Source organism: Mycolicibacterium septicum DSM 44393 (assembly GCF_000455325.1).
Lineage (GTDB): Bacteria > Actinomycetota > Actinomycetes > Mycobacteriales > Mycobacteriaceae > Mycobacterium > Mycobacterium septicum.
Genome location: NZ_HG322951.1, coordinates 1,885,191 through 1,902,362 on the forward strand (window position 1 = coordinate 1,885,191; position 17,172 = coordinate 1,902,362).

Below are 17,172 nucleotides of genomic sequence, written 5' to 3' on the forward strand. Positions count from 1 at the left end.
CCCTTTTGCGTATGACATACGCATCAGGGCGATCGAAGCGGCCGGCCGCGGCGCTCGCGGTGATCGTCGTGGTGTTCCTGGCGTATTCGCTACCGCCGTACCTCACCGGCGGCACCCGGGTGCCGTCCACCTTCGGGCTGCACTATCCGCTGCTGGTCGCTCACGTTCTCTTCGCGAGCGTGGCGATGGTGTGCGCCGTCGCGCAGATCTGGCCGGGCTTGCGGCATCGCCACCCGGCACTGCATCGGCGCACCGGCCGCGTCTACGTCGCGACGGCGATTCCGGCGGCGGTCTGCGCGATGGTGATCGGGGCGGCGACGCCGTTCGGTCCGATACTGCGGGTCAGCGACGTCGCACTGGGGGCGCTCTGGCTCTGGTTCACGGTCGACGGATTCGTTGCGGCGCGCCACCGCAGGTTCGGCGTACACCGCCGCCAGATGCTGCGGAGTGCGACGCTGGCGCTGTCGATCATCACCAACAGGATCTGGACGCCCGTGCTGTATCTGACCTTCGACCCGTTGCGCGACAGCGTCTTCGGCGGGGACGAGCAGAAGTATCTGTGGGTCGTCGCGGGTGTGGGTGCCTGGTTGGGCTGGACGATTCCGCTCCTGGGACTGCAGCTGTGGTTGAGTCGGCAGGCCGCACGCACCGGGGCTCGGCCACCGTCATTGAGCGGGGTCTGAGGTGGCGGTGATCCGATCGATCACCGCCAGCAAGCCGTCGTCCTCGTCGGCCTCCACGACGTGGCCGCCGAGTGCGCGGTGCAGAGCGCTGTAGTACAGACCGTCGCCCATGAGCTTCACCGCGCGGGCCACGTCGAGGTCGCCGAGTGCATCGTGCAGGACGTTCAGCCAGTCGGCCGAAACGGTCTCGATGACGGTCCGCGCGTGACCGTCACCCGCCTGCTGCAACCGGGACACCGCCACCAGGGTCCGATCGAGCGGCGTGCCCGCGTAGTGAGAGGACCGGATGTAGTAGCGCGCGGGTCCCTCCGGAGCGGTCCGCATCGCCTGCACATCCTCGGCCGCCAGTGCCAGGAGCCGGTCGCACAATGCGGCGGCGAGACGGTCCTTGGACGGAAAGTGGTAGAGCAGACCGCCTTTCGACACGCCCGCTTTGGCGGCCACCGCGTCGAGGGTGGCGTAGCGCTCGCCTTCGACGGCCAGGACATCCTCGTAGGCGTCGAGGATGCGGTCCCGCGACGAAGCCATTCCGAGAGCTTACGACAATTCAGTGGAACTGTACCGTCTGGACGGTATAGTTTGGGCCGGTCACGTCGGTCGAGTCACATGGAGAAGCTGGTCATGCGGGTGTATCGCGACGTGCTCCGGACTCCGGGCGTACTGAACGTGACTGCTTCCCAGCTGTTCGCCCGACTGCCGCTGGGCATGCTCAACCTGGCGATCCTCATGCACGTCCAGTCCAAGACCGGGTCCTACGCACTGGCCGGCGCCGCGGTGGCATGCGTCAGCATCGGGGAAGCGCTGGCGATGCCCGTCACCGCGCGCATCGCCGGACGCGCCATGGTGATCACCCTGATCGCCGCGGCCCTGACGAACGGCATCGCCATGCTGGCGCTGGCGTTCGCCGGTGCCTCCGGGCCGCTGCTGCTGATGCTCGGGGTGCTCATCGGGGCATCCGTGCCGCCGCTGATGCCGGTGGTCCGGGCGCTGTATCCGCAACTGGTGCCCAGCGACGGGGTCCGCGCGCTGTTCGCGTTCGACACCACCGCACAGGAACTGATCTGGGTTGTCGGCCCGGTGGCCACGACCTTCCTCGCCTCCGCGCTGTCGACCGCGATCCCGTTGGCGGTCTCCGCCGGCGTCACGGTGGTCGGCACCACGTGGTTTCTGCTGGGCGCCAGGCATCTTCGGCCGCCTACGGGCATGGCCGCGTCGGCCTTCGGCCGAGTGATCGCCAACCGGGCGGTCATCCTCGCGATGGTCGCCAGCCTCGCGCTGGTCGCCTCGTTCATGGCCCTGGAAGTCGGTATCGTCGCCGCGCTCGGACGCACCGGTGTCACCGCCGGACTCGCGATCGCGGTGGCGAGCGTGGGATCCCTGGTCGGAGGCTTGATGTTCGGGCACCGGCGATTCAGGCTCGCCGGCCTGGTCGCCGCGCTGGGAATCGTGGCTGCCGGCACCGCCGTGTTCGGCCTCGTCGGCAACCTCGCCCTGCAGTTCTGCGCATTGTTCGTGTCGGGACTGGGCTTCGCCCCGGCGATGTCCGCGCTGTATCTCATGGTGTCGCGGGAGATCGAGGAACACTCGGCGGCAGAGGCGTTCGGCTGGCTCAACAGCGCGGCGCTCGTGGGCGGGGCGTCGGGTACCGCGCTGGCCGGCGTGGCCGCCGACGCGCACGGCGCCCACGGTGCCGTCGTGGTGTCGGCGGTGCTGGCCACCCTGGCCGCGGGTAGCCCGGTCGTGGCCCGGATGGCCGGTCCGCTCAGAGGTCTCGGCGATCAACCGGATGCGCCGACCCCTCAGGGCGGCCACGGTCCGGACCCGGCGTGCAGTGGAGAAGATCTGGAATGCGCCTGCCCCGGTCAGGTCACCAGATCCCGATGAGTTTCATCCAGCCGCCGCCGATGAGCGTCCAGATCAGGATGATCACGATGCTCATCAGGAACCCGACCCGGAACAGCTCGCTGGTCTTGACGTACCCGGAGCCGTAGATGACACCGGCCGGGCCGGACGAATAGTGGGCCAGACCGCCGAACAGGTTCCCGATGAACCCGAACACCAAGGCCGAGAACAAGGGTGGGGCGCCGGTGGCGATCGCCGCCCCGACGAACACCGCGTACATCGCGACGATGTGCGCCGTGTTCGAGGCGAACAGGTAGTGCGAGTAGAAGTAGACCAGGGTCAGGATCGCGAACGCGACGAGCCACGGCAGGGACCCCACCGCCCCGGCCACCGAGTCGCCGATCCAGTCGATCACGCCGAGTTCGTTGAGTTCGTTGGCCATTCCGACGAGTACGCCGAAGAACACCAGGGTGCTCCAGGCAGAGGTGTTGTCCGCCAGGTCCTTCCACGACAAGACGCCGGTGATCAGCAGGATGGCGATACCGGTGAAGGCAGCCGTCGTCGCGTCGACCCGGAGCAGATCGGTGAGGCACCACAGCACCAGCAGCAGGATGAAGGTGGCCGCCATGATCCATTCCTTGCGCGACATCGGGCCTGCCTCGCGCAACTGCTCACGTGCCTGCTGCGGCGCATCAGGGGTCTTGGTGACCGTCGGCGGATACACCTTGGACATCACCCAGGGCACCGCCACCAGGCTCACCACGCCGGGGACGATCGCTGCCAGTGCCCACTTGCCCCAGGAGATTTCGACTCCCAGCTTTCCCGCGGCCTCCTGCGCGACGGGGTTGCCCGCCATCGCGGTGACGAACATCGCCGAGGTGATGACGTTGACCTGCAACGCGGTGAGCGTCAGATATGCGCCGAGGCGTTTGCGCGACTCCTCCGGTTCGGGATGTGAATCCTCGAGATGGCTCAGCGAAGCGACGATCGGGAACACCACCCCGCCGCAGCGGGCGGTGTTCGACGGAGTCGCCGGCGCGAGAATCAGGTCCGTCAACGCCATCCCGTAGGACAATCCGAGGGTGGAGCGGCCCATCCTGGTGACAAACATCAGCGCGATGCGCCGCCCGAGTCCCGTGATCAGGAACCCCTCGGCGATGAAGAACGCCGCGACGATGAGCCACACCGTCGTGTTGGCGAATCCCGACAGGGCACGTGCCGCCGTCTCGGTCTTGGTCAGCATCGCCGCGGTCATGCCGATCAGCGCCACCGCACCAGTGGGCAGCGGCTGCAGGATCAGCGCCAGGATCGTGCCGAGGAAGATCCCGAACATCCGCATGCCGGTGGGCTCCACGCCCGCGGGAACCGGCAGGAAATACACCACCACCGCCACCAGAATCGGGATGCCGGCCTTCCACAGATAGGGCACCCACCGTGGGGTCTTGGGCGCCGTGGCAGCCTCTGCGGTGGTGGTCATCGGCGCAGTCCCTTCGCTCAGTCAGTTCCTGGGGCCGCGCAGTCGGGCCCGCACCACTTCGCGATTGACCGCGGCGACGGCGGTGAGCGGAATGCCCTCGGGGCAGACCTCGGAGCATTCGCCGTAACTGGAGCACGGCCCGAACTCGCGCTCCATCTGCCCGACGAGAGTGGTGGCCCGGCGCGACCGTTCCTGCCGGCCCCGGGTGACGGTGCCCAGATGCAACAGCTTGGCCCCCGCGAACAGGTGTGCCGCTCCGTTGGGGCAGGCCGCCACACATGCCCCGCACCCGATGCAGGCCGCGAAATCCAAGGCGTATTCGGAGTCGTCGTGCGGCAGCGGCTCGGCATCGGCGTCGGCGGCCGTGCCCGCGTCGACGGCGATGTGCCCGCCCGCGGCGATCATCCGGTCCAGTGCCGAGCGGTCCACCACCAGATCGCGCACCACCGGATAGGCAGCCGAACGGAACGGCTCGATGCGGATGTGCGCGCCGTCGCGGTAGGACCGGACGTGCTGTCGGCAGGCGGGCGTCTTGGGCACGGGCCCGTGCGGTCGTCCGTCGACGGTGATCCCGCAGGATCCGCACACGCCCTCGCGGCAGTCGGAATCGAAGGCCACCGGGTCCCGGCCGTCGGCCACCAGGGTGTCGTTGAGCCGGTCCAGCAGCTCCAGCAGCGACATCTCGGGCGTCGCGTCGTCGACGGTGTACTCCTCGAATCGGCCCGCCGAGGCGGTGTCGGGTTGGCGCCAGATCTGCAACGTCAGCCTCATACGTAGTTCCTCGTCTGCAGTGGAACGGCTGCGAACGTCAGCGCCTCGTCGCGACGGACCGGCGGACTGTCCGGACGATGCTCCCAGGCCGAGACGAAACACCACCTGTCGTCGTCGCGTTCGGCCTCACCGTCGGCGGTCTGGTGCTCGACGCGGAAGTGCGCGCCACACGATTCGTCACGGTCGAGCGCGTCGATGCACATCAGCCGGGCCAGGCCGAGGAAATCGGCCACCCGCCCGGCTTTTTCGAGTTCCTGGTTGAACTGTGCGCCTGACCCGGCCACCCGCAGGTCGGACCAGAACTGCGCGGTCAGCTCGTCGATGGCGGCGATCGCGTCGGTCAGCCCCTGTGCCGATCGGGACACTCCGCAGCCGGTGTAGAGCACGTCGCCGAGCTTGCGGTGGAACCGGTCGGGTCCCTGGCTGCCGCCCACCGCCAGCAGACGCTCGACGCGTTGGCTCACCTCGCCCAGCGTGCGGGTCACCGCCGGATCGTCGGCGGCGGGCGGTGCCGTGCCGAGCAGGCCAGCCAGGTAGTCGGGTACCGAGTACGGCAAGGTGAACCACCCGTCGACGCAGGCCGACAGCAGCGAGTTCGCGCCGAGGCGGTTGGCGCCGTGGTATCCCCAGCCGGCCTCGCCCGCGACGAAAAGGCCTGGGATGGAAGTCATCTGGTCGAAATTGCTCCACAGGCCACCCATCGAGAAGTGGGCGCCGGGGGCGATCCGCATCGGCACCTGGTACGGGTCCTCGCCGGTGGCGTCGCGGTACATCGAGAACAGGTTGCCGTAGCGCTCGGCGATCTTGTCGGAACCCAGACGGGCCAGCTCATCTCGGAAATCCAGGTAGACGCTGTTCTTCAACGGGCCGACGCCGCGCCCGGCTTCGATCTGGGTGCGGGCCGCCCGCGACGAGACGTCGCGCGGGGAGAGGTTGCCGTACGACGGGTACATCCGTTCGAGGTAGTAGTCCCGCTCGTCTTCGGGGATGTCGTTGGGGTCGCGGTCGTCACCCGCGCGCACCGGCACCCAGATTCGGCCGTCGTTGCGCAGCGACTCACTCATCAGAATGGTTTTCGACTGCCACTCGGAGCTCACCGGCAGCGCCGTCGGATGGAACTGGATGAACGCGGGGGAGGCGAACAACGCGCCCCGGAGGTGGGCCCGCCACGTCGCGCTCGCGTTGGAGTTACGGGCCAGGGTCGAGCGGTAGAAGACGTTGCCGTAGCCGCCGGTAGCCAGCACCACCGCATGACCGGTGGTGGCGCGGATCTCCCCGGTCACCAGATTGCGGGTGACGATCCCGCGGGCGCGGCCGTCATCGACGATGACATCGAGCATCTCGGCGCGGGTATGCAGGGTGACAGTGCCGGCCGCAACCTGCCGCAGCAGTGCCTGACTGGACGCGATCTGAAGTTGCTGGCCCGTCTGTCCGCGGGTGTAGTACGTGCGTGATACCTGTACGCCGCCGAACGAGCGGGTCGCCAGGCTGCCGCCGTACTCACGCGCGAACGGTGCCCCGATGGCGTTCATGTGGTCGATGACACGGGCGGATTCGCGTGCCAGACGGAAGCAATCCGCCTCGCGGGCCCGAAAATCGCCGCCCTTCACGGTGTCCTTGACGAACCGTTCGACACTGTCGTTGTCGACCTTGCGGGCCCGGGCCGCGTTGATGCCGCCTTGGGCCGCCACGCTGTGCGCCCGGCGGGGTGCATCGTGGAAGGTGAAACATTCGACGTGATAACCGAGTTCGCCGAGCGCCGCGGCGCAGCCCGCGCCGGCCAGGCCGGTCCCCACCACGATGACGGTGAACTTGCGCCGGTTCAGCGGGCTGACCAGCCGGTAGTCCAGGGTGCGCCGCTGCCAGGCCAGGGCGGGGTCACCGTCGGGTACGCCACCGCTGATCGGGCCGCCGACGGTGCGCAGCCCGGCGAGCGGGTCCGTGCGTGATCCGGTTTCCGTTTCCGGGCGGGTCATGACACCAGCCCGGTCCACACGGCGATCGGAATCGTCATGTTGCCCACCATCACTGCCAGTGCGAGTACACCCCCGACCACCACGCCCACCTGGCGGGCCCGCGCTCCGGTGACCCCGAGATCGTTGACCGCGGTCCACAATCCGTGCAGCAGGTGGGCACCCAGAACCGCCATCGCCAGGAGATAGAACACCGCCACACCGGGCCGGCTGAAGCTCGCGATCAGGTTGTCGTAGGCATGGCTGGTGGACTCGGTGGCACCGGCGAAGGACGCGCTGGCGAAGGGCCGGGTTCCCACGGTCAGGTCGAGGATGTGGAACACGATGAACAGCAACAGGACCAGTCCGCTGACCAGCATGGTGCGCGCCGTGAACGACCGCAGTCCCAGTCCTCGCCTGCGGAACCGTCCCCGCGCCACGTGCGCCCGGCGGGTCAGCAGCACCGCGCAGCCGACATGGGCGATCAAGCAGCCGGCCAGCACCACCCGGAAGATCCACAGTGCCCCCTCGTAGGGCAACAACGGTTCGAGCAGCGTGCGCAACCAGACCGCGTAGTCGTCGAAATGCCGCGCGCCCGTGTACACCTTGAGGTTGCCGATCATGTGCACGAGGACAAAGAGGGTGAAGACGATCCCGGTGCCGGCCATGACGAGTTTGAGGGTGACCGAGGAAGGCTCGACGCGCCAGGCCCAGTGCGGGCGGGCGACAACGGGACCCCGGGGTACCTCATGCCCGGCGTCGGCATCGGAAACGGTCTCGGCGTTGGCAGTCATCGCATGCAGACCTCCTGCGGCAGCGACGCTACCGGGCCGCCGATGAGGTTGCAGGGCAATTGGCACCCTGGTCAATAGGAATTCGGTTCCCGCGTATCACGCCCTGAACAGGTGTAATCTCCGGGCGGTCAGTCTTACCGGTGCCGAATCGCCAACCGGGAGGAAGGTAAGCCCATGGCCTCCGGGATCAATTCAGCGTTCAACGGCAAGATCGAAACGGATATCAGGGATTCCGAACCGGACTGGGGGCCCTACGCGGCACCCACCGCTGTCGAGAACGCCCCGAACGTCCTGTATCTGGTGTGGGACGACACCGGCATCGCCACGTGGGACTGTTTCGGCGGCCTGGTGGACATGCCGGCGATGAGCCGGATCGCCGAACGCGGAGTTCGGCTGTCGCAGTTCCACACCACGGCACTGTGCTCGCCGACCCGCGCGTCACTGCTCACCGGACGCAACGCCACCACGGTCGGGATGGCCACCATCGAGGAGTTCACCGACGGATTCCCCAACTGCAACGGGCGGATTCCGCTCGAGACCGCCCTGCTCCCGGAGGTGCTCGCCGAAAACGGCTACAACACGTACTGCGTCGGCAAGTGGCATCTGACTCCGTTGGAAGAGTCCAACCTCGCTGCCACCAAACGGCATTGGCCTTGCTCGCGGGGGTTCGAACGGTTCTACGGATTCATGGGTGGCGAGACCGATCAGTGGTACCCGGACCTGGTGTACGACAACCATCCGGTCGACCCTCCGGGTACGCCCGAGGAGGGGTATCACCTCTCCCGCGATCTGGCCGACAAGACCATCGAGTTCATCCGGGACGCCAAGGTGATCGCCCCGGACAAACCCTGGTTCACCTACCTGTGCCCGGGCGCCGGTCACGCCCCGCACCACGTGTTCAAGGAGTGGGCCGACCGGTATGCGGGGCGGTTCGACATGGGCTACGAGGCCTACCGCGACATCGTGCTGGAGAACCAGAAACGGCTGGGTATCGTTCCGCCCGAGACCGAGCTGTCACCGGTCAATCCCTATGCGGATGTCAAGGGACCCAACGGTGAACCGTGGCCCGCCCAGGACACGGTGCGGCCGTGGGACACCTTGAGCGACGACGAGAAGCGGCTGTTCGCCCGGATGGCCGAGGTGTTCGCCGGCTTCCTGTCCTACACCGACGCCCAGATCGGCCGGGTACTGGACTTCCTGGAAGAGACGGGGCAACTCGACAACACGATCATCGTGGTGATCTCCGACAACGGGGCCAGCGGCGAGGGTGGGCCGAACGGGTCGGTCAACGAGACGAAGTTCTTCAACGGCTACATCGACACCGCCGAGGAAGGGCTCAAGTTCATCGACCGGTTGGGGTCGCCGGAGACCTACAACCACTACCCGATCGGGTGGGCGATGGCGTTCAACACGCCCTACAAGCTGTTCAAGCGTTACGCCTCCCATGAGGGTGGTATCGCCGACACCGCGATCATCTCCTGGCCCAACGGTATTGGCTCCCACGGTGCGGTGCGCGACAACTACGTCAACGTCTGCGACATCACGCCGACCGTCTACGACCTGCTCGACATCACGCCCCCGGCGAGCGTGCGCGGGGTTCCGCAGAAGCCGCTGGATGGCATGAGTTTCAAAGTCGCACTGGATAATCCGGATGCCCCCACGGGCAAGGCGACCCAGTTCTACACCATGCTCGGCACCCGCGGCATCTGGCACAGGGGCTGGTTCGCCAACACCGTGCACGCCGCCACCCCCTCGGGGTGGTCGCACTTCGACGCCGACCGCTGGGAGCTGTTCCACATCGAGGCCGACCGCAGCCAGTGCCACGACCTGGCCGCCGAACAGCCGGACAAACTCGCCGAACTCCAAAAGCTGTGGTTCAGCGAGGCCGACAAGTACAACGGCCTGCCGCTGGCCGATCTCAACATCCTCGAGACGATGACCCGGTGGCGGCCCTATCTGGTCGGGGAGCGGTCCCGCTACACCTACTACCCGAACACCGCGGAAGTCGGCCTGGGCGCGGCCGCCGAGCTGCGCGGGCAGTCGTTCACCGTGCTTGCCGACGTGACGGTGGACGGCGATGACGCGCAAGGCGTGTTGTTCAAACAAGGTGGCGCGCACGGCGGTCACGTCCTGTTCATCGCCGGCGGGCGGCTGCACTACGTCTACAACTTCCTCGGTGAACACGAGCAGTCTCTGGTCTCACCCGATCCGATCCCGTTGGGGCGGCACATATTCGGTGTGCAGTACGAGCGGACCGGCACCGTCGAGGGCAGCCACACCCCGCTGGGGAACACCACCCTGTATGTCGACGACGCCGCGGTGGCCACGCTGGACGGAATGCAAACCCACCCCGGCATGTTCGCGCTCGCCGGGGGCGGCATCTGCATCGGCCGCAACACCGGATCGGCGGTGTCGCAGCAATACCGGGCACCGTTCGCGTTCGGCGGCGGCACCATCGGGCAGGTCACCGTCGACCTGTCGGGCGAGCCGTACCGGGACCTGGAAAGGGAACTCGCTATCGCGTTCTCCAAGGACTGAGGGGACTGAGGGGGCTGATCGATGAGAGGGAAGACCATCGGGGTGGGCGCGTGTGCGTTGACGCTGCTCGCGCTGTCGGGCTGCGGGGGCGGCGTCGACATCCTGGATCCACTCGCCGAAACCACGACGGCGGCGGCGCCCGTCACGACGCTGCCCGTGACAACGCCTCAGCGGGAACGTCCGTCGGAGTTCGCGGTGCCGGCTTACGGGGTCGAGCCGACCACCACGAGGGTGCTGGCCCCGGGCGAGGTCACCTGCCCGCCCCCGGCCGGCCCGACCGTCACCGCCGGGAGCCAAGCGCCCGGCTCGCCGAAGCTCACCGTCGCCGTGCCCGAGGGGTTCGCCGAGGTGACACCGCATGCGGCAGCGGTACGGCTGACCGGCCCGGCGGGGATGGCCGCCGAGATCACGCTCACCCCGACGACGCGGACCGCCCGGGCGGATTTCGAGCAGTACGCCGACGACCGCGTCGCGAAGTACCCGATCAACAGCGTCAGCGTGCTGCCCGGGGACCTGTGCGGTTACAGCGGGCAGAAGCTGATGGGCATCCTGGCCGAACGGCCGGGAAAGGGCATCGAATATGCCGACCGGATCGTGCACGTGTGGACCAATCAGGGTGCTTTCCTGGCCGTGGTGCGCCTCGAAGCTCCTAGTGAGACGCCGGGATTCGACGAAGCGAGTTCGGCGATGCTCGCCGACTTCGGAATCGCCATGCCGAGCTGAACAGGCCGATGGCCGGGCCCGACTAGCCTCGGTGCCGTGGTGACCGAACTCATCGAGCTTCCCGGCGGGACCTTCCAGATGGGTTCGACGGCGTTCTACCCCGAGGAGGCCCCGGTCCACACCGCGACGGTCGCCGCATTCGCCATCGAGAAGCATCCTGTGACCACCGCCCAGTTCGGCGAGTTCGTCGAGGCCACCGGATACGTCACGATCGCCGAACAGCCGATGGACCCGGCGCTCTATCCCGGGGTGGACGAGGCCGATCTGGTGCCCGGCGCCCTGGTGTTCATGCCCACGAACGGCCCCGTCGACCTGCGGGACTGGCGTCAGTGGTGGGACTGGGCGCCCGGCGCCAGCTGGCGGCGCCCGTTCGGGCCCGACCGGGACCCGGCCGCCCCCGACCACCCCGTCGTACAGGTGGCCTACCCGGATGCGGCGGCCTACGCGGCCTGGGCCGGACGCCGGTTGCCCACCGAAGCCGAGTGGGAGTTCGCGGCGCGCGGGGGAGTCGAGGGCATCTACGCCTGGGGCGACGAGGTGACCCCGGGCGGAGTGCTCATGGCGAATACCTGGCAGGGCCGGTTCCCGTATCGCAACGACGGCGCGCTCGGCTGGCGCGGCACCTCGCCGGTCGGAAGCTTCCGGGCGAACGCATTCGGCCTGTCGGACATGATCGGCAACGTGTGGGAGTGGACCACCACCCGGTTCACGGGGCAGCACCGGCCCGAGGCCGACGCCCCCGCGTGCTGCCCGCCTTCGGGAGCCGCCCGGCCGGCGACATCGGAGCTCGCCGCGGATCCCACGGTGAACCAGGTGCTCAAGGGGGGTTCGCACCTGTGCGCCCCGGAGTACTGTCACCGGTACCGTCCGGCGGCGCGGTCCCCGCAGTCGCAGGACAGTTCGACGACACACATCGGCTTCCGCTGCGTGGTGGGCTGAGGCCCGGACCCACGCTCGACGGGTAAAGTGCCGCGATTTGGCGCATTCGCCGTGCTCACCTACTATGTAGGGGTTGCCTTGGGCAGACCTCGGTTGACTGCTGTTTCAGAGTCGGCCCCGCGTGCCCTTCGGAAACAAAGACCGCGCACGTCCAGGTCGGTATCTGGCGTGCATACAAACCCAGGTCAGGAGATCGAGTGATTCAGCAAGAATCGCGGTTGAAGGTCGCCGACAACACGGGCGCCAAGGAAATCTTGTGCATCCGCGTGCTCGGTGGCTCATCGCGACGCTATGCCGGCATCGGCGACATCATCGTCGCGACTGTCAAGGACGCCATCCCGGGCGGCAACGTCAAGCGTGGCGATGTCGTCAAGGCCGTCGTGGTGCGCACCGTCAAGGAGCGCCGCCGCGCCGATGGCAGCTACATCAAGTTCGACGAGAACGCCGCCGTCATCATCAAGGCCGACAACGACCCCCGCGGGACCCGCATCTTCGGGCCGGTCGGTCGCGAACTGCGCGAGAAGAAGTTCATGAAGATCGTCTCGCTGGCTCCGGAGGTTTTGTAAATGAAGGTCCACAAGGGCGACACCGTGCTGGTGGTCTCGGGCAAGGACAAGGGCGCGAAGGGCAAGGTCATCGAGGCCTACCCGACCCGCGACAAGGTCCTGGTCGAGGGCGTCAACCGGATCAAGAAGCACACCGCGCAGTCACAGAACGAGCGCGGCGCATCGTCGGGCGGCATCGTCACCCAGGAAGCCGCGATCCACGTGTCCAACGTGATGGTCGTCGATTCCGACGGCAAGCCGACTCGTGTGGGTTACCGCGTCGATGAAGAGACCGGCAAGAAGGTCCGCATCGCCAAGACCAATGGCAAGGACATCTGATGACCGCACCTGAGAAGGTTCAGCCCCGGCTCAAGCAGCGCTACCGCGAAGAGATCCGTGAGTCGCTGAACAAGCAGTTCGAGTTCGACAACGTCATGCAGATCCCGGGCGTCGTCAAGGTCGTCGTCAACATGGGCGTCGGTGACGCCGCCCGTGACGCCAAGCTGATCAACGGCGCGGTTGCCGATCTGGCCCTGATCACCGGCCAGAAGCCGGAGATCCGCAAGGCCCGCAAGTCCATCGCACAGTTCAAGCTGCGTGAGGGCATGCCAATCGGCGCGCGCGTCACGCTGCGCGGCGACCGGATGTGGGAGTTCCTGGACCGGCTGATCTCCATCGCCCTGCCCCGTATCCGCGACTTCCGCGGCCTGAACGGCAAGCAGTTCGACGGCACCGGTAACTACACCTTCGGCCTCAACGAGCAGTCGATGTTCCACGAGATCGACGTCGATTCCATCGACCGTCCCCGCGGCATGGACATCACCGTGGTCACCTCGGCGACCAACGACGACGAAGGCCGTGCGCTGCTGAAGGCGCTGGGCTTCCCCTTCAAGGAGAACTGAGCACATGGCAAAGAAGGCGTTGATCCACAAGGCCAACAAGAAGCCCAAGTTCGCGGTTCGCGCGTACACGCGGTGCAACAAGTGCGGTCGCCCGCACTCGGTCTACCGCAAGTTCGGGCTGTGCCGTATCTGCCTGCGCGAGATGGCGCACGCGGGTGAGCTGCCCGGCGTGCAGAAGTCCAGCTGGTAATCCAGCAGACATCTGCGCAGTAGACCACACAGACCCAATCCAACAGGTTGCGGAAGGCCCTTACCAGGGAACCGCCGCGAGGAAGGTGAGCCGGTTGTCATGACGATGACTGACCCGATCGCAGACTTTTTGACACGTCTGCGCAACGCCAATTCGGCGTACCACGATGAGGTGACCCTGCCCCACTCGAAGATCAAGGCGAACATCGCCGAGATCCTCAAGAAAGAGGGCTACATCTCCGATTACCGCACCGAGGATGCCCGCGTCGGCAAGTCCCTGGTGGTGTCGCTCAAGTACGGCCCCAGCCGTGAGCGCAGCATCGCCGGCCTTCGCCGCGTGAGCAAGCCCGGTCTGCGGGTTTACGCAAAGTCCACCAATCTGCCTCGGGTGCTCGGCGGCCTGGGCGTGGCGATCATCTCCACGTCCTCGGGCCTGCTCACCGACCGTCAGGCGGCACGATCCGGCGTGGGCGGCGAAGTCCTCGCCTACGTGTGGTGAGGGGATAGAAGACATGTCGCGTATTGGTAAGCAGCCGGTCCTGGTTCCCGCCGGGGTCGATGTGACGATTGACGGCCGCAACGTCTCGGTCAAGGGCCCCAAGGGCACTCTGACGCTGGACGTCGCCGAGCCGATCACCGTCGAGCGCAACGAAGACGGCGCCATCGTGGTCAGCCGTCCCGATGACGAGCGGCGCAGCCGCTCCCTGCATGGGCTCTCCCGCACCCTGGTGGCCAACCTGGTCACCGGCGTGACCGAGGGCTACACCCGCAAGATGGAGATCTTCGGCGTCGGCTACCGCGTCGCACTCAAGGGTTCCAACCTGGAGTTCGCGCTCGGTTACAGCCACCCCGTGGTGATCGAGGCGCCCGAGGGCATCACGTTCGCCGTCGAGACGCCCACCAAGTTCTCGATCACAGGTATCGACAAGCAGAAGGTCGGTCAGATCTCCGCGGTCATCCGCCGCCTGCGCCGCCCCGACCCGTACAAGGGCAAGGGTGTGCGTTACGAGGGTGAGCAGATCCGCCGCAAGGTCGGAAAGACAGGTAAGTAATCATGGCTGCAAAGACTGAAGCTGCCGCCGTCCGCAAGCCGGTGGGGCAGAACATCTCTGAGACCCGCCGTAACTCCCGGCTGCGTCGGCATGCCCGGTTGCGCAAGAAGGTCGCCGGCACCGCCCAGACCCCGCGTCTGGTGGTCAACCGTTCGGCACGGCACATCCACGTGCAGCTCGTCGACGACCTGGAAGGCGTCACCTTGGCGGCTGCCTCGTCGATCGAGGCCGACGTGCGTGCGGTGGAGGGCGACAAGAAGGCGCACAGCGTTCGGGTCGGTCAGCTGATCGCCGAGCGCGCCAAGGCTGCCGGCGTCGACACTGTCGTGTTCGACCGTGGTGGCTACACCTATGGCGGCCGGATCGCCGCGCTGGCGGATGCCGCGCGCGAGGGCGGGCTGAAATTCTGATGACTGTCAACGAGAGGACTGCATGATGGCCGAGCAGGCAACTGGTGCCGGCGGCCCAGGCGCTTCCGACAACCGTGGTGGCCGCGGCCGCCGCGACGACCGTGGTGGCCGTGGTGGCCGCGACAGCGGTGAGAAGAGCAACTACATCGAGCGCGTGGTGACCATCAACCGCGTCTCCAAGGTGGTCAAGGGTGGTCGGCGCTTCAGCTTCACCGCGCTGGTCATCGTCGGTGACGGCAAGGGCATGGTCGGTGTCGGCTACGGCAAGGCCAAGGAAGTTCCGGCCGCCATCGCCAAGGGTGTCGAGGAGGCTCGCAAGAGCTTCTTCCGCGTCCCCCTGATCGGTGGCACCATCGTCCACCCGGTCCAGGGTGAGGCTGCCGCCGGTGTGGTCATGCTGCGTCCGGCCAGCCCCGGTACCGGTGTCATCGCCGGTGGTGCGGCCCGCGCCGTACTGGAATGCGCCGGGGTGCACGACATCCTGGCCAAGTCGCTGGGCAGCGACAACGCGATCAACGTGGTGCACGCCACCGTTGCCGCGCTGAAGATGATCCAGCGTCCCGAAGAGGTTGCGGCCCGTCGCGGTCTGCCCCTCGAGGACGTGGCGCCGGCCGGCATGCTGAAGGCCCGGCGCGAGAGCGAAGCGCTGGCTGCCGCAGCAGCGCGTGAGGGATCGGCATAACCATGGCAGAGCTGAAGATCACCCAGGTGCGCGGAACCATCGGCGCACGCTGGAAGCAGCGCGAAAGCCTGCGGACCTTGGGGCTGAAGAAGATTCGTCAGTCCGTGGTTCGTGAGGACAACGCGCAGACCCGCGGTCTGATCAAGGCCGTTCATCACCTCATCGAGGTGGAGGAAGTCAAATGAGCGTTATCAAACTGCACGACCTGAAGCCCGCTCCCGGGGAGAAGAAGGCCAAGACCCGCGTTGGTCGTGGTGAGGGCTCCAAGGGTAAGACCGCCGGTCGTGGTACCAAGGGCACCAAGGCACGCAAGAACGTCCCCGCGACGTTCGAGGGTGGCCAGATGCCGATCCACATGCGGCTGCCGAAGCTCAAGGGCTTCAAGAACCGCTTCCGGACCGAGTACGAGGTCGTCAACGTCGGCGACATCACCAAGGCCTTCCCGCAGGGCGGCACCATCGGTGTCGACGAGCTGGTGGCCAAGGGCCTGGTTCGCAAGAACAGCCTGGTGAAGGTTCTGGGCGACGGCAAGCTGTCCGTCAAGGTCGACGTGACCGCCAACAAGTTCAGTGGTAGCGCCCGTGAGGCGATCACCGCTGCCGGCGGTTCGGCCACCGAGCTGTAATTGGCGGCCCGCCGCCGTGCTGTAGTTCTTTCTGCGTCAGCAGACACAAAAGCCCCCGCTTCGGCGGGGGCTTTTTGCGTTGGCTCGCCAGTCTCAGCTCAGCTGCGGGATCACGTCGGCGGCCAGCCGCTCCAGCTGCTCGCGGTCCTCGGCGACGCTTGCCCCCGTCGGATTGAGCACGATGGTCTGCGCGCCCGCATCGAGAACCTCGCGCAGGCCCCGCGCCACCTGGTCCGCCGTGCCGGCCACCGCCACATCTCCCAGACCGGACCTCTCCCCGTAGATCCGTGCCAAGCCCGCGTCCACTCGCTCCCGCGCGCGGGCGCTGTCGTCGTCGACGATGAGATACACCCGCTTGCCGATCCGGAAGGTGTCCGGGTCCTTGCCCTGTTCGTCGATCTCCCGGCGCACCGTGCGGACGGCCTCGGCGAAGGCCGCGGTGGTCGAGGACCCGGCCCCGAGAAACGCGTCGCCGTGGCGGACCGCGCGGGCCAGCGCGGCCGGGGCGTTGGCGCCGAACCAGATCGGCGGGTGCGGACGCTGAACGGGTTTGGGGCTGATGGCCAGGTCATCGACGTCGCGGAACCGGCCGTGAAAGGTGATCCGGGGTTCATCGGACCAGGCGGCCTTCATCAACTCCAGCCCCTCGGTGAAGCTGGAGATGAACGTCGAGGAGTCCACCCCGAAGGCCGGGAACTGCCGGAAACCTCCGCCTGGCGCCACCCCGACGTCGAGGCGGCCGTGACTGAGCCGGTCCACCGCGGTGATCGAGGAAGCCAGCTGCAGCGGGTCGTGCAGGGAGGTGACCAGGACCGCCACGCCCAACCGCAGCGTCGTGGTGACTGCGGCGGCATACGACAGCAGCTCCAGCGGGGCGATCGTCGGTGCCGGGCCAACGGTCTGCTCGATGGTCCAACCGCCCTCGAACCCGAGTTCCTCGGCGCGAGCCAGATACGCCTTGAAACCCGCGTCGTCGAAACCGTCGTGGTCGAGCTGCGGGAGCGAGATGGAGAACGTCACCCGTCTCACGCTACGACGGCAGGTCCGG

General features: G+C 67.3%; 21 protein-coding genes. 15 read left to right on the plus strand and 6 right to left on the minus strand.

The window, feature by feature from the left end:
• The first annotated feature begins 11 nt into the window (after positions 1 to 11).
• The gene (locus tag TX88_RS08840; RefSeq protein WP_044516164.1) at positions 12 to 683 is read left to right on the plus strand and encodes a DUF2306 domain-containing protein; all 672 of its coding nucleotides are present in this window, start codon (positions 12 to 14) and stop codon (positions 681 to 683) included.
• On the opposite strand, the gene TX88_RS08845 is transcribed toward TX88_RS08840, so the two are convergent.
• Positions 666 to 1,211, minus strand: a complete 546-nt coding sequence (locus tag TX88_RS08845) for a TetR/AcrR family transcriptional regulator (protein WP_044516165.1) — start codon at positions 1,209 to 1,211, stop codon at positions 666 to 668. The genes TX88_RS08840 and TX88_RS08845 overlap by 18 nt on opposite strands.
• 78 nt (positions 1,212 to 1,289) lie before the next feature.
• On the opposite strand from TX88_RS08845, the gene TX88_RS08850 reads away from it, so the two are divergent.
• Positions 1,290 to 2,567 (plus strand): MFS transporter, encoded by a 1,278-nt coding sequence (locus tag TX88_RS08850; protein ID WP_244438387.1) that lies wholly within the window; start codon positions 1,290 to 1,292, stop codon positions 2,565 to 2,567.
• Here the strand turns inward: TX88_RS08850 and TX88_RS08855 are convergent.
• From TX88_RS08855 to TX88_RS08870, 4 genes are read right to left on the minus strand one after another with little or no spacing between them, the layout of a single operon-like run.
• Positions 2,551 to 4,002 (minus strand): anion permease, encoded by a 1,452-nt coding sequence (locus TX88_RS08855; protein ID WP_044516166.1) that lies wholly within the window; start codon positions 4,000 to 4,002, stop codon positions 2,551 to 2,553. The two genes, TX88_RS08850 and TX88_RS08855, sit on opposite strands and share 17 nt — an antisense overlap.
• A 21-nt stretch (positions 4,003 to 4,023) precedes the next feature.
• Positions 4,024 to 4,773 carry a succinate dehydrogenase/fumarate reductase iron-sulfur subunit gene (locus TX88_RS08860; protein WP_044516167.1) on the minus strand — a complete coding sequence of 250 codons (750 nt, stop codon included), beginning with the start codon at positions 4,771 to 4,773 and terminating at the stop codon, positions 4,024 to 4,026.
• A complete protein-coding gene (locus TX88_RS08865) occupies positions 4,770 to 6,749 on the minus strand; it encodes a fumarate reductase/succinate dehydrogenase flavoprotein subunit (RefSeq protein WP_044516168.1) in 1,980 nt (659 codons plus the stop codon). Before TX88_RS08865 ends, TX88_RS08860 begins: the two co-directional genes overlap by 4 nt.
• Positions 6,746 to 7,519 (minus strand): succinate dehydrogenase cytochrome b subunit, encoded by a 774-nt coding sequence (locus TX88_RS08870; RefSeq protein ID WP_084621840.1) that lies wholly within the window; start codon positions 7,517 to 7,519, stop codon positions 6,746 to 6,748. Before TX88_RS08870 ends, TX88_RS08865 begins: the two co-directional genes overlap by 4 nt.
• Positions 7,520 to 7,693: 174 nt before the next feature.
• Here TX88_RS08870 and TX88_RS08875 point away from each other — a divergent pair, with 174 nt between their 5' ends.
• From TX88_RS08875 to rplO, 13 genes are all read left to right on the plus strand, one after another.
• Entirely contained in the window at positions 7,694 to 10,057 is a 2,364-nt protein-coding gene (locus tag TX88_RS08875; RefSeq protein WP_044516169.1) for an arylsulfatase, read from the plus strand.
• A 21-nt stretch (positions 10,058 to 10,078) separates the two neighbouring features.
• The gene (locus tag TX88_RS35025; RefSeq protein ID WP_044516170.1) at positions 10,079 to 10,780 is read left to right on the plus strand and encodes a hypothetical protein; all 702 of its coding nucleotides are present in this window, start codon (positions 10,079 to 10,081) and stop codon (positions 10,778 to 10,780) included.
• Between the two features lie 36 nt (positions 10,781 to 10,816).
• Positions 10,817 to 11,719 carry a formylglycine-generating enzyme family protein gene (locus tag TX88_RS08885; RefSeq protein ID WP_044516172.1) on the plus strand — a complete coding sequence of 301 codons (903 nt, stop codon included), beginning with the start codon at positions 10,817 to 10,819 and terminating at the stop codon, positions 11,717 to 11,719.
• A 197-nt stretch (positions 11,720 to 11,916) separates the two neighbouring features.
• Positions 11,917 to 12,285, plus strand: a complete 369-nt coding sequence (gene rplN, locus TX88_RS08890; RefSeq protein WP_029106885.1) for a 50S ribosomal protein L14 — start codon at positions 11,917 to 11,919, stop codon at positions 12,283 to 12,285.
• A complete protein-coding gene (gene rplX / locus TX88_RS08895) occupies positions 12,286 to 12,603 on the plus strand; it encodes a 50S ribosomal protein L24 (RefSeq protein WP_003883431.1) in 318 nt (105 codons plus the stop codon).
• Positions 12,603 to 13,166, plus strand: coding sequence for a 50S ribosomal protein L5 (gene rplE / locus TX88_RS08900; protein ID WP_044516174.1), 564 nt, complete (start codon positions 12,603 to 12,605; stop codon positions 13,164 to 13,166). The genes rplX and rplE overlap by 1 nt, the downstream gene beginning before the upstream one ends.
• A gap of 4 nt (positions 13,167 to 13,170) precedes the next feature.
• Complete coding sequence (locus TX88_RS08905; protein WP_003883429.1) at positions 13,171 to 13,356, plus strand: type Z 30S ribosomal protein S14; 186 nt, start codon at positions 13,171 to 13,173, stop codon at positions 13,354 to 13,356.
• Between the two features lie 99 nt (positions 13,357 to 13,455).
• Positions 13,456 to 13,854: a 30S ribosomal protein S8 gene (gene rpsH, locus TX88_RS08910; RefSeq protein WP_029106887.1), complete on the plus strand. Its 399-nt coding sequence runs from the start codon at positions 13,456 to 13,458 to the stop codon at positions 13,852 to 13,854.
• A 13-nt stretch (positions 13,855 to 13,867) separates the two neighbouring features.
• Positions 13,868 to 14,407, plus strand: a complete 540-nt coding sequence (rplF, locus tag TX88_RS08915; RefSeq protein ID WP_044516177.1) for a 50S ribosomal protein L6 — start codon at positions 13,868 to 13,870, stop codon at positions 14,405 to 14,407.
• 2 nt (positions 14,408 to 14,409) lie between these two features.
• Positions 14,410 to 14,817 (plus strand): 50S ribosomal protein L18, encoded by a 408-nt coding sequence (rplR, locus tag TX88_RS08920; protein WP_044516179.1) that lies wholly within the window; start codon positions 14,410 to 14,412, stop codon positions 14,815 to 14,817.
• Positions 14,818 to 14,842: 25 nt separating this feature from the next.
• A complete protein-coding gene (rpsE, locus tag TX88_RS08925; protein WP_084621991.1) occupies positions 14,843 to 15,499 on the plus strand; it encodes a 30S ribosomal protein S5 in 657 nt (218 codons plus the stop codon).
• Between the two features lie 2 nt (positions 15,500 to 15,501).
• Positions 15,502 to 15,684 (plus strand): 50S ribosomal protein L30, encoded by a 183-nt coding sequence (gene rpmD, locus TX88_RS08930; RefSeq protein WP_044516182.1) that lies wholly within the window; start codon positions 15,502 to 15,504, stop codon positions 15,682 to 15,684.
• Complete coding sequence (rplO, locus tag TX88_RS08935) at positions 15,681 to 16,124, plus strand: 50S ribosomal protein L15 (protein ID WP_044516184.1); 444 nt, start codon at positions 15,681 to 15,683, stop codon at positions 16,122 to 16,124. Before rpmD ends, rplO begins: the two co-directional genes overlap by 4 nt.
• Positions 16,125 to 16,217: 93 nt before the next feature.
• Here the strand turns inward: rplO and TX88_RS08940 are convergent, their stop codons facing one another.
• Positions 16,218 to 17,144 (minus strand): LLM class flavin-dependent oxidoreductase, encoded by a 927-nt coding sequence (locus tag TX88_RS08940; RefSeq protein WP_044516186.1) that lies wholly within the window; start codon positions 17,142 to 17,144, stop codon positions 16,218 to 16,220.
• Between the last annotated feature and the right edge of the window lie 28 nt (positions 17,145 to 17,172).

Coding starts and splice junctions, on each gene's coding strand:
- TX88_RS08840 (WP_044516164.1), top strand. CDS start 12: ATGACATACGCATCAGGGCGATCGAAGCGGCCGGCCGCGGCGCTCGCG.
- TX88_RS08845 (WP_044516165.1), bottom strand. CDS start 1,211: ATGGCTTCGTCGCGGGACCGCATCCTCGACGCCTACGAGGATGTCCTG.
- TX88_RS08850 (WP_244438387.1), top strand. CDS start 1,290: ATGGAGAAGCTGGTCATGCGGGTGTATCGCGACGTGCTCCGGACTCCG.
- TX88_RS08855 (WP_044516166.1), bottom strand. CDS start 4,002: ATGACCACCACCGCAGAGGCTGCCACGGCGCCCAAGACCCCACGGTGG.
- TX88_RS08860 (WP_044516167.1), bottom strand. CDS start 4,773: ATGAGGCTGACGTTGCAGATCTGGCGCCAACCCGACACCGCCTCGGCG.
- TX88_RS08865 (WP_044516168.1), bottom strand. CDS start 6,749: ATGACCCGCCCGGAAACGGAAACCGGATCACGCACGGACCCGCTCGCC.
- TX88_RS08870 (WP_084621840.1), bottom strand. CDS start 7,519: ATGACTGCCAACGCCGAGACCGTTTCCGATGCCGACGCCGGGCATGAG.
- TX88_RS08875 (WP_044516169.1), top strand. CDS start 7,694: ATGGCCTCCGGGATCAATTCAGCGTTCAACGGCAAGATCGAAACGGAT.
- TX88_RS35025 (WP_044516170.1), top strand. CDS start 10,079: ATGAGAGGGAAGACCATCGGGGTGGGCGCGTGTGCGTTGACGCTGCTC.
- rplX (WP_003883431.1), top strand. CDS start 12,286: ATGAAGGTCCACAAGGGCGACACCGTGCTGGTGGTCTCGGGCAAGGAC.
- rplE (WP_044516174.1), top strand. CDS start 12,603: ATGACCGCACCTGAGAAGGTTCAGCCCCGGCTCAAGCAGCGCTACCGC.
- TX88_RS08905 (WP_003883429.1), top strand. CDS start 13,171: ATGGCAAAGAAGGCGTTGATCCACAAGGCCAACAAGAAGCCCAAGTTC.
- rpsH (WP_029106887.1), top strand. CDS start 13,456: ATGACGATGACTGACCCGATCGCAGACTTTTTGACACGTCTGCGCAAC.
- rplF (WP_044516177.1), top strand. CDS start 13,868: ATGTCGCGTATTGGTAAGCAGCCGGTCCTGGTTCCCGCCGGGGTCGAT.
- rplR (WP_044516179.1), top strand. CDS start 14,410: ATGGCTGCAAAGACTGAAGCTGCCGCCGTCCGCAAGCCGGTGGGGCAG.
- rpsE (WP_084621991.1), top strand. CDS start 14,843: ATGGCCGAGCAGGCAACTGGTGCCGGCGGCCCAGGCGCTTCCGACAAC.
- rpmD (WP_044516182.1), top strand. CDS start 15,502: ATGGCAGAGCTGAAGATCACCCAGGTGCGCGGAACCATCGGCGCACGC.
- rplO (WP_044516184.1), top strand. CDS start 15,681: ATGAGCGTTATCAAACTGCACGACCTGAAGCCCGCTCCCGGGGAGAAG.